This window comes from Arthrobacter sp. TE26545 (assembly GCF_056279005.1).
In genome coordinates, this window is the sequence record NZ_JBWBQM010000001.1 from 1,349,969 (window position 1) to 1,363,564 (window position 13,596).

13 protein-coding genes are annotated in these 13,596 nt (G+C 66.6%); 11 read left to right on the top strand and 2 right to left on the bottom strand.

Annotation, left to right across the window (positions count from 1 at the left end; translation table 11 throughout):
* The first annotated feature begins 15 nt into the window (after positions 1 to 15).
* The 5 genes from ACZ9CK_RS06010 (at position 16) to ACZ9CK_RS06030 (ending at position 6,386) form a co-directional block, all read left to right on the top strand.
* Positions 16 to 1,707 carry a ribonuclease J gene (locus tag ACZ9CK_RS06010; protein ID WP_426302867.1) on the top strand — a complete coding sequence of 564 codons (1,692 nt, stop codon included), beginning with the start codon at positions 16 to 18 and terminating at the stop codon, positions 1,705 to 1,707.
* An 88-nt stretch (positions 1,708 to 1,795) separates the two neighbouring features.
* Positions 1,796 to 4,627 (top strand): FtsK/SpoIIIE family DNA translocase, encoded by a 2,832-nt coding sequence (locus ACZ9CK_RS06015; RefSeq protein WP_476049502.1) that lies wholly within the window; start codon positions 1,796 to 1,798, stop codon positions 4,625 to 4,627.
* 72 nt (positions 4,628 to 4,699) lie between these two features.
* Positions 4,700 to 5,299, top strand: coding sequence for a CDP-diacylglycerol--glycerol-3-phosphate 3-phosphatidyltransferase (gene pgsA, locus ACZ9CK_RS06020; RefSeq protein ID WP_476049503.1), 600 nt, complete (start codon positions 4,700 to 4,702; stop codon positions 5,297 to 5,299).
* Positions 5,296 to 5,799 (top strand): CinA family protein, encoded by a 504-nt coding sequence (locus ACZ9CK_RS06025; protein ID WP_476049504.1) that lies wholly within the window; start codon positions 5,296 to 5,298, stop codon positions 5,797 to 5,799. Before pgsA ends, ACZ9CK_RS06025 begins: the two co-directional genes overlap by 4 nt.
* A gap of 134 nt (positions 5,800 to 5,933) precedes the next feature.
* On the top strand, positions 5,934 to 6,386 hold the full coding sequence (locus ACZ9CK_RS06030) for a helix-turn-helix domain-containing protein (protein WP_426302871.1): 453 nt from the start codon (positions 5,934 to 5,936) through the stop codon (positions 6,384 to 6,386).
* A 112-nt stretch (positions 6,387 to 6,498) separates the two neighbouring features.
* Here ACZ9CK_RS06030 and ACZ9CK_RS06035 read toward each other — a convergent pair whose 3' ends face one another.
* On the bottom strand, positions 6,499 to 6,999 hold the full coding sequence (locus ACZ9CK_RS06035; protein ID WP_426302872.1) for a MarR family winged helix-turn-helix transcriptional regulator: 501 nt from the start codon (positions 6,997 to 6,999) through the stop codon (positions 6,499 to 6,501).
* Positions 7,000 to 7,040: 41 nt separating this feature from the next.
* Between ACZ9CK_RS06035 and ACZ9CK_RS06040 the strand changes: the two genes are divergently transcribed.
* The 6 genes from ACZ9CK_RS06040 to dapF all read left to right on the top strand — a co-directional run bounded on the left by ACZ9CK_RS06040 (position 7,041) and on the right by dapF (position 12,659).
* Positions 7,041 to 7,280 carry a DUF3046 domain-containing protein gene (locus ACZ9CK_RS06040; protein ID WP_426302873.1) on the top strand — a complete coding sequence of 80 codons (240 nt, stop codon included), beginning with the start codon at positions 7,041 to 7,043 and terminating at the stop codon, positions 7,278 to 7,280.
* A gap of 281 nt (positions 7,281 to 7,561) precedes the next feature.
* On the top strand, positions 7,562 to 8,608 hold the full coding sequence (recA, locus tag ACZ9CK_RS06045; protein ID WP_074589205.1) for a recombinase RecA: 1,047 nt from the start codon (positions 7,562 to 7,564) through the stop codon (positions 8,606 to 8,608).
* An 82-nt stretch (positions 8,609 to 8,690) separates the two neighbouring features.
* Positions 8,691 to 9,167, top strand: coding sequence for a regulatory protein RecX (locus ACZ9CK_RS06050; RefSeq protein WP_476050868.1), 477 nt, complete (start codon positions 8,691 to 8,693; stop codon positions 9,165 to 9,167).
* The gene (gene miaB / locus ACZ9CK_RS06055) at positions 9,164 to 10,744 is read left to right on the top strand and encodes a tRNA (N6-isopentenyl adenosine(37)-C2)-methylthiotransferase MiaB (protein WP_476049505.1); all 1,581 of its coding nucleotides are present in this window, start codon (positions 9,164 to 9,166) and stop codon (positions 10,742 to 10,744) included. Before ACZ9CK_RS06050 ends, miaB begins: the two co-directional genes overlap by 4 nt.
* 17 nt (positions 10,745 to 10,761) lie before the next feature.
* Positions 10,762 to 11,664: a tRNA (adenosine(37)-N6)-dimethylallyltransferase MiaA gene (gene miaA / locus ACZ9CK_RS06060; RefSeq protein WP_476049506.1), complete on the top strand. Its 903-nt coding sequence runs from the start codon at positions 10,762 to 10,764 to the stop codon at positions 11,662 to 11,664.
* 65 nt (positions 11,665 to 11,729) lie between these two features.
* Positions 11,730 to 12,659, top strand: a complete 930-nt coding sequence (gene dapF, locus ACZ9CK_RS06065) for a diaminopimelate epimerase (RefSeq protein WP_426302875.1) — start codon at positions 11,730 to 11,732, stop codon at positions 12,657 to 12,659.
* Here dapF and ACZ9CK_RS06070 read toward each other — a convergent pair.
* Positions 12,640 to 13,251: a class I SAM-dependent methyltransferase gene (locus ACZ9CK_RS06070; protein WP_476049507.1), complete on the bottom strand. Its 612-nt coding sequence runs from the start codon at positions 13,249 to 13,251 to the stop codon at positions 12,640 to 12,642. The genes dapF and ACZ9CK_RS06070 overlap by 20 nt on opposite strands.
* Positions 13,252 to 13,596: the final 345 nt, after the last annotated feature.

The window sequence follows — 13,596 nt, forward strand, 5'->3', positions numbered from 1 at the left end:
GGAAAGTAGCGCACTATGACCCAAACCGCCCTTCCCGGACTTGCCACTCCACCCAAACTCAAGGAGGGAACGCTCCGGATCGTGCCCCTCGGCGGCCTGGGTGAAGTCGGCCGAAACATGGCCGTATTCGAAATCGACGGCAAGCTCCTCATCGTCGACTGCGGCGTGCTCTTCCCCGAAGAGACCCAGCCTGGCGTGGACCTGATCCTTCCGGACTTCAGCTACATCGAAGACCGCCTGGACGACGTCGTCGCCGTCGTGCTGACCCACGGGCACGAGGACCACATCGGTGCCGTGCCGTACCTGTTGCGCCTGAAGCCGGACCTGCCGCTGGTGGGTTCGCAGCTGACCCTGGCATTGGTTGAAGCCAAGCTCCAGGAACACCGGATCAAGCCGTACACCCTCACCGTCACCGAAGGGCAGATCGAACAGTTCGGCCCCTTCGAATGCGAATTCGTCGCGGTCAACCACTCCATCCCGGATGCCCTCGCGGTGTTCATCCGGACAGCGGGCGGCAACGTGCTGCACACCGGCGACTTCAAGATGGATCAGCTGCCGCTGGACGGCCGGATCACCGACCTGCGCCACTTCGCCCGCCTGGGCGAAGAAGGCGTGGACCTCTTCCTGGCCGACTCCACCAACGCGGACGTCCCCGGCTTCACCACCGCGGAAAAGGAAATCGGCCCCACCCTGGAGCGATTGTTCGGCCAGGCGAAGAAGCGCATCATCGTGGCTTCCTTCTCCTCGCACGTGCACCGCGTGCAACAGGTCCTCGACGCCGCAGCGAAGCACGGCCGGAACGTGGCCTTCGTGGGCCGCTCCATGGTCCGCAACATGGCCATCGCCGCCAAGCTGGGCTACCTCGACGTCCCGCCGGGCATCCTGGTCGACCTGAAGAACATCGACGAGTTGCCGGACCACCGGGTGGTCCTGATGTCAACCGGTTCGCAGGGCGAGCCCATGGCCGCTCTGTCCCGCATGGCCAACGGGGACCACCGCGTGGTCGTCGGAACCGGCGACACCGTGATCCTCGCCTCAAGCCTCATCCCCGGCAACGAGAACGCGGTCTTCCGGATCATCAACGGCCTGCTCAAGCTCGGCGCCGAGGTCATCCACAAGGGCAACGCCAAGGTGCACGTCTCCGGGCACGCCGCCGCCGGCGAACTGCTCTACTGCTACAACATCCTCAAGCCGCTCAACGCCATGCCCGTACACGGCGAAACCCGGCACCTGATCGCCAACGGCCGGATTGCCGAGGATTCCGGTGTGCCTACGGAGAACGTCATCCTTGCGGACAACGGCACCGTGATCGACCTGAAGGACCACAAGGCCCGTGTGTCCGGCCAGGTGGAAGTCGGTTTCGTCTACGTGGACGGCTCCAGCGTCGGCGAGATCACTGACGCCGACCTCAAGGACCGCAGGATCCTTGGCGACGAAGGCTTCATTTCGGTCATCACGGTCCTCAACCGCACCACCGGCAAGATCGTCTCTGGCCCGGAGATCCATGCCCGGGGCGTAGCGGAGGACGACGCCGTGTTCGACGAGATCGTGCCCAAGATCAACGCCGCCCTCGAGGAAGCCGTGGTCAACCACCCGGACCACACCAACTACCAGCTGCAGCAGGTGGTGCGCCGGGTGATCGGCACTTGGGTGAACCGCAGGCTCCGCCGCCGGCCGATGATCATCCCGGTGGTCCTGGAGGCGTAGTCCGCAGGCAGCATCGCGTGAGCGGCCCGAAAAGCCGGACGGCCCGGAATCCGCAGGATTCCGGGCCGTTTGCGGTACCGTGGCGAGTATGGCGACTCGTACTTCCTCCGCGCCAAAAGGCAACTCCACCAGTAAATCCGGCGGATCCGGCCGGGGCGGAGCCACCACAAAATCCGGCAGGACCAGCAGTTCCGCATCCCGCGGCAGCACGCGCGGCAAGGCGGGCGCGGAACCGCAGCAGCCCTGGATCGTCCGGGTCCTCGCTGGAGCCTGGCAGGGAATCGGCCACCTCGTCGGCGCCGGAGTACGGCGCATCGGCCACGACGTCAGCGACCTCGATCCGGCGGAACGCCGCGACGGCGCCGCCTTGTTCAACCTCGTGCTCGGCATCTTCATCGCCACCTTCGCCTGGTGGGGCCTGAGCGGCTGGCTGCCTGACCTCGTCTACAGCGTCGTCAACGGCACGTTCGGCTGGATGTCCCTCCTGCTGCCGCTCATGCTTTTCGTCTGCGCCTTCCGCCTGTTCCGGCAACCCTGGGACGGCCGCGGTAACAACCGGGTGGGGATCGGCTTCCTCATCATGACCTTCGCCGGGACCGGCCTGGCACACATCATCGGCGGCCAGCCTGCCGTCGCGGACGGTTTCGACGGGCTGCGCCGGGCTGGTGGCATGCTGGGTTTCCTCGCCGCGGCGCCGCTGGCGGCCATCCACACTGCCGTGCCGGTCCTCGTCTATTCCGCCCTCGCCTTCACCTCCTTGCTGATTGTCACTGCGACGCCGTTCGGGGCAATTCCGCAGCGCATCCGCGGGGCGTACGAGCACCTCATGGGCGTGGACCTCATGGAGGACGGCACCGGCGGCGACGCCCACGACCGCAGCTACCTTTTCGAGAACGACCGTCCCGCCCCGAAGAAGAAAAAGCGCATGCGCCTCTTCGGCAAGGACGAGGACGCCGAGCCAAAGCTGGAAGGCTATGTCGGGGACGAAGCCTTCGAACACGCACTGGTCGACGGCGAAGACGGCGCCCGGGCGCCGAAAGCGCCCTCGGTGCCGCCGGGAGTCCGCCGTCCCACCCAGGCCGAAATCGCCGTCGAGAAGATCAAGGCGGCCCAAGGTCTGGGGAACAGCGGATCGGGGGAGAATCCCACCGAGGCGATTCCCGTCGTCGCGCCCGCCATCACAGTGCCCTCGACGCCGGTCAGCCCGCCTCCGCCGCCCACGCCGATCCCGCAGCGCACCGAGCAGCTCTCGCTGGCCGGGGACGTCACCTACACGCTGCCGGCTTCCGACTACCTCACCCCGGGTTCCATCCCGAAGGAACGCACGGAAGCCAATGACGCCGTCGTCGCCGCCCTCACGGACACCATGCAGCAGTTCAATGTCGACGCCACCGTGACCGGCTTCAGCCGCGGCCCCACCGTCACGCGCTACGAAATCGAACTTTCCCCGGGCACCAAGGTCGAACGTGTCACGGCGCTCTCCAAGAACATCTCCTACGCCGTTGCCTCCAGCGATGTGCGCATCCTCAGCCCCATCCCGGGCAAGTCAGCCATCGGTATCGAAATCCCCAACACGGACCGCGAGACCGTGTCGCTGGGCGACGTGCTGCGCAGCCAGAACGCCCGCCGCACCGAGCATCCGATGGTCATGGGCGTGGGCAAGGACGTCGAGGGCGGCTACGTGGTGGCCAACCTCGCCAAGATGCCCCACCTGCTCGTGGCCGGTGCCACCGGCGCCGGTAAGTCGTCCTTCGTGAACTCGATGATCACCTCGATCCTCATGCGGGCCACACCGGACGAGGTGCGCATGGTCATGGTGGACCCCAAGCGCGTGGAGCTCACCGCCTACGAAGGCGTGCCGCACCTCATCACGCCCATCATCACGAACCCGAAGAAGGCGGCCGAGGCCCTGCAATGGGTGGTCCGCGAGATGGACGCCCGTTATGACGACCTGGCCAACTACGGGTACAAACACATCGACGACTTCAACAAGGCCGTCCGCGCCGGCAAGGTGGTTCCGCCGCCGGACTCCAAGCGCATCATCAAGCCGTACCCCTACCTGCTGGTGATCGTGGACGAGCTCGCGGACCTCATGATGGTGGCCCCGCGCGACGTCGAAGACTCGATCGTGCGCATCACCCAGCTGGCCCGTGCCGCCGGCATCCACCTGGTGCTGGCCACGCAGCGCCCGTCGGTCGACGTCGTCACCGGCCTCATCAAGGCCAACGTGCCCTCTCGCATGGCCTTCGCCACGTCCTCCGTCACCGACTCCCGCGTGGTCCTGGACCAGCCCGGCGCGGAGAAGCTCATCGGCCAGGGCGACGCCCTGTTCCTGCCGATGGGTGCCTCCAAGGCGATGCGCGTCCAAGGCGCCTGGGTTTCGGAGTCCGAGATCCACAAGGTGGTGGAGCACGTCAAGGGCCAGCTGCAGGCCGTGTACCGGGACGACGTCGCCGCCGAGGCGCCGAAGAAGCAGATCGACGACGACATCGGCGACGACCTCGAGGTGCTGCTGCAGGCCACGGAGCTCGTGGTCACCACGCAGTTCGGATCTACCTCCATGCTCCAGCGCAAGCTGCGTGTGGGCTTTGCCAAGGCTGGCCGGCTCATGGACCTGCTCGAGTCCCGCGGTGTCGTCGGGCCTTCCGAAGGGTCCAAGGCCCGCGACGTGCTCGTCAAGCCGGACGACCTTGCGCCGGTGCTTGCCGCGATGAAGGGCGACGACGCCCCCGCCACCCCGGACGCGCACACCGCCGCCCTGAGCGACAACGCGAACGCGAACATCGCCGTCGGCGGCTATGCCGAAGACCTCGTGGCCGCGGACCTGGAGAAGCGCAAGCAGTCAGTGGAGTACTACGACGGCGCCGACGGCGGGGAGGACGACGACGGGGAGGACGCCTGGTCGCTGACCGGACGGTAAGCAGGGACCGGACGCTGAGCATGGACCGGACGCTGAGCCCGGCGGCCGGGTTCCGGACGGTAGCCTAGAGGCGTGACTACATCCGAAGGCAGCAAAGCCGGTTCCGGCTCCGAGATCTGGAACCTGCCCAACATCCTGACGATGCTGCGCATCGCGCTCGTCCCCTTCTTCGTCTGGTTCCTGCTCGCCGACAACGGCGAGCACGGCGTCTGGCGCTGGGCCGCCGTCGGTGCTTTCGCCGTCGCGATCTACACGGACAAGCTCGACGGCGACATTGCCCGCTCCCGGAACCTGATCACCAACTTCGGAAAGATCGCGGACCCGATTGCGGACAAGCTGCTCACCGGCTCTGCGTTGGTGCTCCTCTCCGCGCTGGGCGAGCTGCCCTGGTGGATCACGATCGTGATCCTGGTGCGGGAATGGGGGATCACCGCCCTCCGCTTCTTCGTGATCCGCTACGGGGTCATGCCGGCCTCACGGGGCGGAAAGCTCAAGACCGTCGTGCAGACCGTGGCCATCTTCCTGTTCATCGTGCCGCTGGCGTCGATCGCCCCCTGGCTGTACTGGCTGGCGTTCGCCGTGATGCTCGCGGCCCTCGCGATCACCGTCTGGACCGGCGTCGAGTATGTCTTCCAAGCCCTGAGGCTGCGGGCGGCAGGAAGGCGCGCATGAGCCGGACCGCGCAGGAAACCGCTGCGGTCGTCGTCGGCGTGGCCATTGCCAAGGGCATCACCGTGGCAACGGCGGAATCCCTGACGGCGGGCATGGTCGCCGCGATCCTGGCCAATACCCCGGGGGCCTCCGGGATGCTGCAGGGCGGAGTGGTCGCTTACCAGAACTCGGTGAAGGCCACTCTTCTCGGGGTGTCCCCGGCGTTGCTCGCGGAGGCCGGATCGGTGGACGCCGAAGTTGCCCGCGCCATGGCGGAGGGTGCCCGGGAAGCCTGCGGCGCCGACATCGGGGTGTCCACCACGGGAGTGGCTGGCCCCGAGGCACACGACGGCAAGGACGTGGGCACGGTTTTCATTGCTGTGGCTTCGGGTCAGGGCAGCGAGGCGTTCGGCTACGCCTTCTCCGGCAGCCGGGCCGAGATCCGGGAACAAGCCGCAGCTGCCGCCCTGGACAGGGTGCTGGAACTCCTGCGCGGCGCCGAGTTACCACGGGTAAAGTAAGCGGGAACAAAAACGGCAGCCCAATAGTTGTTACATTGTGTCGCTCCGGAAGAGCCGGGGCGCCTAGGATGTAAGACAAGCGGGGCACCTGTCAAAAAGGTGTCCCGGATCGAAGAGGGAGCAAGGCGATACAGATGGTTAAGCAGCCCGTATCCGTAAACGGCGTTGTCCGCTGGAAGGATGTGGGCTTGGCCGAATCGGCACCGAGGGAACAGAAGGAGCGCAAGATGGTTGTACTGCGTCACGAGATCGGTGATGTTCTGCGCGATGTCCGTCAGCGTCAGGGCCGTACCCTCCGCGAGGTTTCGCACAGCGCCCGCGTATCCCTTGGCTACCTGAGCGAAGTGGAGCGCGGCCAGAAGGAAGCGTCCTCCGAACTGCTGTCTTCGATCTGCACAGCCTTGGACGTGCCCCTGTCCAGCATGCTCCGCGAAGTCAGCGACCGCGTGGCCGTTGCCGAAGGCGTGGCAGTTCCGGACACCGTGCCCCAGGAATTCGCCCAGCGCTACGGACGCGACCTGGACCGCGAACTCAGCGCGGAACTCGGCGGGGACTTCACTCCAGGCATGCTCTCGGCAGCGCGATGAGCACCCTGGCCTAAACGCCAAACGGTATAAGAACAAAGGAAGAGGCTCCGGCAACGCCGGAGCCTCTTCCTTTTGTGTGATCGCCTTTAACCCGGTTGGGCGTGGCATCAGCTCAGGCCTGGTCCTTGCCGATTCCTTCGCCGTACGCGGTGTTGAGCCGCTCCATGTACTCGGCCAGGGTCCGGATCTCCTCAAGGGGCCATTCGCCCAACCGCTCCCGGAATACTTGCCGCCGTGCGTCCTGGACCTGGTGCATCTTTTCCTCGCCCTTGGGTGTCAGGCGGATGGTCTGTGCCCGTCCGTCCTGCGGATCGGCCTCCTTGTAGACCATGCCGATGCTTTCGAGGAACGCGATCTGGCGGCTCACCGAGGGCTTGCCGACTCCGATGCAGGAGGCCAGTTCGGTCAGGCGCATGGGCCCTTCCTTGCGGATGATCGAAAGCAGTCCGTACGCGGCCGGTTCCATGTCCGGGTGCACCTGGCGGGACAGCTGGTGGGAGAGCGAACGGGCCCGGCGCCAGAAGATGCTCAGCTGGTGTTCCACTTGCTGGAGGGCGTTGTCGACGCCGTCTCCGTCGACCGGCTCCGGCGCATCGTCGGGGGTATTGCTCATGGCAACCATTCTAGAGTCCTGCCACGTGAGAGACTCTATTGGTGCGGATCAGTGACTTTTGGCGACTCATGGAAGACGAGTTCGGAAGCGGCTATGCCCGGGTCCTGGCAAGCTCCCTGGTGCTTGCCGGGGTGGGCGGGCGCACGGCCGTGCAGGCGCTGGCCGCCGGGGTCGACCCGCGGAAGGTGTGGCTCGCGGTCTGCGAAGTCCAGGACGTTCCCGAGGACCGCCGGCTTGGCCGGGACATCAAGATCAAGGATGGGGCGTCCCCGCAGTCCTGACCCAGGCGCAGCTCCGATCCAGCAGCAGACTCAGCTTCGAAGCCGTGACACGCGCGGCCCGGATGTTCGAATATCTGTTCGGATGGGACTATGCTCCTTTCAGAGGAAAATTGATTCTGACGGACCCTCCGCCTGTATCCGTGACCAGTCCGATTCCGTGTGGTTATCCACATAGTGCATGTTGCCCGCAAAAAATGTCAGCGGCCGGCACTAGCGTCGGAAGGGACAGGAAAGCGGCCCCTCAGGCCAGTCCACAGCGAGAAAGCTCAGAGGTGTGAACCATGGCGGCAAACCCGGATCGTGAGAAGGCGCTCGAAGCAGCGCTTGCCCAGATCGACAAGCAATTCGGCAAGGGCTCCATCATGCGCTTGGGTGACGACACCCGTGCGCCCATCGAGGTGATCCCCACCGGATCCATTGCCCTGGACGTCGCACTGGGCATTGGCGGCCTGCCGCGTGGCCGTGTCGTGGAAATCTACGGCCCGGAATCTTCGGGTAAGACCACCGTGGCACTGCACGCCGTGGCCAATGCACAGCGCAACGGAGGCATCGCGGCCTTCATCGATGCCGAACACGCCCTGGACCCGGACTACGCGGCCAAGCTTGGCGTGGACACGGATGCCCTGCTCGTTTCGCAGCCGGACACCGGTGAACAGGCCCTGGAAATCATGGACATGCTGGTGGGTTCGGGCTCCCTGGACATCATCGTCATCGACTCCGTCGCGGCTCTCGTTCCGCGCGCCGAAATCGAAGGCGAAATGGGTGACTCCCACGTGGGCCTGCAGGCCCGCCTCATGAGCCAGGCCCTGCGTAAGATCACCGGCCGCCTGAGCCAGACCAAGACCACGGCGATCTTCATCAACCAGCTGCGTGAAAAGATCGGCGTGTTCTTCGGCTCCCCGGAAACCACCACCGGTGGCAAGGCGCTGAAGTTCTACGCCTCCGTGCGCATCGATGTCCGCCGCATCCAGACCCTCAAGGAGGGCTCGGATTCGGTCGGCAACCGCACCAAGGCCAAGATCGTCAAGAACAAGATGGCCCCGCCGTTCAAGGTCGCAGAGTTCGACATCATCTACGGCCAGGGCATCTCCCGCGAAGGCGGAATCATCGACATGGGTGTCGAGCACGGCATCATCAAGAAATCCGGTTCCTGGTTCACCTACGACGGTGACCAGCTGGGCCAGGGCATGGAGAACTCGCGCCGCTTCCTGCGCGACAACCCCGAGCTTGCCCAGGAGCTGGAACGCCTCATCAAGGAGAAGCTGGGCGTCGGCGTCAAGCCAGCCGAAGGCGAGGACTCCCCGAAGCTGAAGGCCGTTGACGGCTAAGCGGCAGCGCAGGGCCGGTCCGGGCAGGGAACCCTCCGCAGATTCCCCGGTTCTGGAGGATGCCGAAGCTGATCCCGAAGCCGTGGCCCGGGCCATCGTGCTGCGGCAGCTGACCAACTCGCCCAAGAGCCGTCAGCAGCTGGCCCGGAAGCTGGCCGAACGCGGTGTACCCGAGGCAGTGGCCGAAGCCGTGTTGGACCGGTTTGAGGAGGTCCGGCTCATCGACGACTCGGAGTTCGCGGAGATGTGGGTCCGGAGCCGCTCCCAGACCAGGAAACTGGCCAAGGGCGCGCTCCGCCGTGAACTGGCGGACAAAGGCATCGACTCCGACACCGCCGAAGAGGCCCTCGGGCAGCTCAGCGACGAGGACGAACAGCAGGCCGCGCGGGAGCTGGTCGCACGCAAGCTCCGGTCCGGTGTGGACCTTGGCAACAGGGAAGAACGGGACAAGCACACCCGGCGGCTTGCGGCCATGCTGGCCCGGAAGGGCTACCAGCCCTCGCTGGCCTTCCGGATCGTCGGGGAAGTGCTCGACGAAGCCGGTACCCTTAACGAGTGAGTTTTACCGCCTCTCCCGCAGCCCCTTCCTCCGCAGCCGAGCCCGCCGACACGCCCCGTGCCGCCGAGTCGGATGGCGACGAGCCCGGCCGCCAGCGTACCTACCAGGTCCGCACCTTCGGCTGCCAGATGAACGTCCATGATTCCGAGCGCATGGCCGGCCTGCTGGAGGACGCCGGTTACGTCCCCGCCGAGGGCGGCCTGGCCGACGTCGTGGTCTTCAACACCTGCGCCGTCCGGGAGAACGCGGACAACAAGCTCTACGGCAATCTCGGCGAGCTGAAGCAGGTCAAGGCCGCACACCCGGGCATGCAGATCGCGGTTGGCGGCTGCCTTGCCCAGAAGGACCGGGAAACCATCGTCCGGAAGGCTCCCTGGGTGGACGCCGTGTTCGGCACACACAACGTCGGTGCCCTGCCCGCATTGCTGGACCGGGCCCGCCACAACAACGAGGCGCAGCTCGAAATCCTTGAATCCCTGGACGTCTTCCCGTCCACGCTGCCCACCAAGCGCGACTCCGTCTACTCGGGCTGGGTGTCGATCTCCGTGGGCTGCAACAACACCTGCACCTTCTGCATCGTTCCTTCCCTGCGCGGCAAGGAGAAGGACCGCCGGCCGGGGGAGATCCTTGCCGAGATCCAGGCCCTCGTGGACGATGGCGCCGTCGAGGTCACGCTCCTCGGCCAGAACGTCAACTCCTACGGTGTGGAATTCGGCGACCGGCTGGCGTTCTCCAAGCTGCTGCGGGCCTGTGGCGAGATCGAGGGCCTGGAACGCGTGCGCTTCACCAGCCCGCACCCGGCGGCCTTCACCGACGACGTCATCGAGGCCATGGCCGAAACCCCCAACGTGATGCCCCAGCTGCACATGCCCCTGCAGTCCGGCTCCGACAAGGTCCTCAAGGAGATGCGCCGCTCGTACCGTTCCTCCAAGTTCCTGGGCATCCTGGACAAGGTCCGGGAACGGATCCCGAACGCCGCCATCACCACGGACATCATCGTCGGCTTCCCCGGTGAAACTGAAGAGGACTTCCAAGCCACGCTCGACGTCGTCGAAAAGTCCCGTTTCTCCTCGGCCTTCACCTTCCAGTACTCCAAGCGGCCCGGCACCCCTGCCGCCGAGCTGCCCGAGCAGCTCCCCAAGGCCGTCGTCCAGGAACGCTACGAGCGGCTGACCGCACTGCAGGACCGGATCGCCGCCGAGGAGAACGCCAAGCAGCTCGGCCGCAAGGTGGAGCTTCTGGTGACCGCCCAGGCAGGGCGCAAGGCAGGGGAGACCCACCGCCTTTCCGGCCGCGCCGCGGACCAGCGCCTCGTGCATTTCTCCGTCCCCGAGGGCGCCGAAACACCCCGCCCGGGCGACTTCGTCACTGTCACCATCACCGAAGCCGCGGCCTTCCACCTGCTCGCCGATCCCGCGGGCACGGCCGACTACAGCCTGCGCCGCTCCCGCGCCGGTGACGCCTGGGATCGGTCCCAGGCCGATTCCTGCGGTGTTCCCGCGCCCGGCGCTGCGGGCAAGGACGGCAAGGCGGCAGTCTCCCTCGGCATGCCGTCGTTGCCGCTGCGCCGAAGTTGAGCATGCCGCGGCCAAACATGCCGGAAGAAGCAAACCCGCCGGTGATCGCCGTCGTCGGTCCCACCGGCTCCGGAAAGTCCGATCTCGGCGTCCAGCTGGCGCTGGCGCTGGGCGGGGAGGTCATCAACGCCGACGCCCTCCAGTTCTACCGCGGCATGGATATCGGAACGGCGAAAATCACCCTGGCCGAGCGCCACGGCGTGCCCCACCACCTCCTGGACACCATGGACGTCACGGAGGAAGCGAGCGTTTCGGCGTTCCAGCAGGACTGCCGGGCCATCATCGACGACATCCACGCCCGGGGCAGACGCGCCATCCTGGTCGGCGGCTCCGGGCTCTACGTCCGGGCGGCCCTGGATGTCCTTGAGTTCCCGGGAACCGATCCTGCCCTCCGCAAGGCCCTTGAAGACGAAGCCGCGGCGCACGGCCTGTCCGTGCTGGCCGACCGCCTGCGTGCCGTCGATCCCGTCTCGGCCGAACGGCTCGGCGACGCCCGGCGCATCATCCGCGCCCTCGAGGTGCACCGGCTCACCGGCCGGCCTTTCAGTTCCTTCATGCCCGTTCGCGAATACGTCAGGCCCGCCGTGCAGATCGGGCTCGACGTCGACCGCGAACTCCTGCGCGAACGCCTCGCCTTGCGGGTGCACCGCATGGTCGATGCCGGACTGCTGGACGAGGTCCGCGCGCTCGACGCCGTCGGCCTGCGGCGGGGCAAGACCGCCGCACGGGCGCTCGGTTACGCACAGTTCCTCCGGGTGCTCGACGGCGATTCGGACATCGCGACGGCGGCCGAGGAGACCATCGTGGCCACCCGGCAGTTCGCGCGCCGCCAACTCACCTGGTTCCGCGCCGATCCCCGGATCACCTGGCTCGACTGGCAGGATCCAGGGCTCGTCGCGAAGGCCGCGGAACTGTGCTGACAACACCTCGCTGGCAGCACGCCGGTTGATTTAGGCGGACGGCCGCCCGCAGGTAGCCTTGATCCATGGACGAAAGCCTCACGAACACCCTTGGCCTTGACGGACTGCCTTTTTCCAAAGGCCACGGCACCGGCAACGATTTCGTCCTGATTGCCGACCCGCAGGACCAGCACCGGATCTCCCCGGAACAGGTCGCGGCCCTGTGCAACCGCCACCTCGGCATCGGCGGCGACGGGCTCATCCGTGCCGTCCCTTCGCGTTTCCTTCCCGAAGGCCGCGACATCCTTGAGGACGAGCCCGCGGCGGAATGGTTCATGGACTACCGCAACGGCGACGGCTCCCTGTCCGAGATGTGCGGCAACGGTGTCCGCGTCTTCGTGCACTTCCTCATCGACCAGGGCTTCGTGACGCTGGGCGCCGGCGAATCCCTGGCCATCGGCACCCGGGGCGGGGTCAAGCGGATCTCCCGCACGGCCGAGGGCTATGCCGTGGACATGGGCCCGTGGGAATTCATCTTCCCCGAGGACGCCCGGGACAAGGCCATGGACTCCCTGGTCCACGCTGCCGGCCTCGAAGTCGCCCGGCCGGCGCTCTCGGTCAGCATGGGCAACCCGCACACGGTGGTGGCCTTGGCCGAACTGTCGGAGCTGGAAGCCACTGAACTTTACAAGGCACCCCAGGTGGATCCCGTTCCGCCGCACGGCACCAACGTCGAATTCGTCGTCCCGGCCGAACCGCTCGTCCACGACGGCATCGGGACCATCACCATGCGCGTCCACGAACGGGGCGTGGGCGAGACCCAGTCCTGCGGCACCGGCGCGTGCGCGGCCGCCGTCGCGATCCGGCACTGGGCCGGCGCCGGCGCACCGGACAACTGGAAGGTCAACGTCCCCGGCGGCGTCGTCGAAGTACGCTTCTTCCCCGGGGCCGGCGGGCGCGAACACGTGGAACTCAGCGGCCCCGCGGTGATCGTCGCTACTGGTTCGCTTTCCTGACCCGCAGGATCCGGAAAGATTTGGCGGCGCTTTCCCGGGTCACGGTGAAGGTATCGTCCAGTTCCTCCGCCAGCCAGCGCTGCAGCGAATCCGATCCGAGGTTCTTCTGGACCACCAGCCAGGCATCCCCGCCCGGAGCCAGCCGCGGCAGCCACCTAAGCAGCAACTTATGCAGTTCGGCCTTGCCGATGCGGATCGGCGGGTTCGACCAGATGGTGTCGAAGCTCACGGAAGGGTCGACGTCGTCGGGCAGGCTCGCGGTGACATTGTCCAGCCCCAGCGCGGCAGCGTTTTCGTTCGTGAGGGTGATGCACCGGTCATTGACGTCGACGGCGTAGACCCGCGCTTCCGGCGCCATCAATGCCATGGTCAGCGCGATCGGACCCCAGCCGCAGCCGATGTCCAGCAGATTGCCTCGCGGGGACGGTGCAGGCACTCCGTCCAGCAGGACCACTGTTCCCTTGTCGATCCCGTCGGGGCTGAAGATTCCGGGGGAGCTGTGGAGGCTGCGGGTGGTGCCGGCCAGTTCCACCGTGAGGGGCTTGCGGGGGAAGGGCCCGGCGGGCGCGTTGAAATAGTGAGCAGACTCCATAGCTTGCCAGAGTAGTTGGCCGCGCCAGCCAAGGGAAACCGCGGGCCCGGGAAGTGCTTGACAACGCCTGATAGGGTTGTATGCATGTTCTTGATCTTTGAGTAATTCAGCCCCTGCGATGCAGGCCGGCCCGGGCCGTTCCAGTGTGGAACCAACCGTGGCAGCGCCTTTCCGCCTTGGCATGATCCCGGTAACCGAACCGCTGCGGTGTCCCCTCGAGGACGACCACACCGGCTGCCGGAAGCTCAACAGATCGATCCACCGCCGTCCGTCCCGGCTGCACGCCGCGGCACCACGGCGTCCTGGATTCCTGTCTGGTCCTGCGAAGGCGTCAGCCCAGCGCGA

Bases quoted from the DNA above. Each gene is read 5' to 3' on its own strand.
- ACZ9CK_RS06015 (WP_476049502.1), top strand. From the start codon at position 1,796: ATGGCGACTCGTACTTCCTCCGCGCCAAAAGGCAACTCCACCAGTAAA.
- ACZ9CK_RS06010 (WP_426302867.1), top strand. From the start codon at position 16: ATGACCCAAACCGCCCTTCCCGGACTTGCCACTCCACCCAAACTCAAG.
- dapF (WP_426302875.1), top strand. From the start codon at position 11,730: ATGGACGAAAGCCTCACGAACACCCTTGGCCTTGACGGACTGCCTTTT.
- ACZ9CK_RS06035 (WP_426302872.1), bottom strand. From the start codon at position 6,999: ATGAGCAATACCCCCGACGATGCGCCGGAGCCGGTCGACGGAGACGGC.
- ACZ9CK_RS06025 (WP_476049504.1), top strand. From the start codon at position 5,296: ATGAGCCGGACCGCGCAGGAAACCGCTGCGGTCGTCGTCGGCGTGGCC.
- miaA (WP_476049506.1), top strand. From the start codon at position 10,762: ATGCCGGAAGAAGCAAACCCGCCGGTGATCGCCGTCGTCGGTCCCACC.
- recA (WP_074589205.1), top strand. From the start codon at position 7,562: ATGGCGGCAAACCCGGATCGTGAGAAGGCGCTCGAAGCAGCGCTTGCC.
- ACZ9CK_RS06030 (WP_426302871.1), top strand. From the start codon at position 5,934: ATGGTTAAGCAGCCCGTATCCGTAAACGGCGTTGTCCGCTGGAAGGAT.
- ACZ9CK_RS06070 (WP_476049507.1), bottom strand. From the start codon at position 13,251: ATGGAGTCTGCTCACTATTTCAACGCGCCCGCCGGGCCCTTCCCCCGC.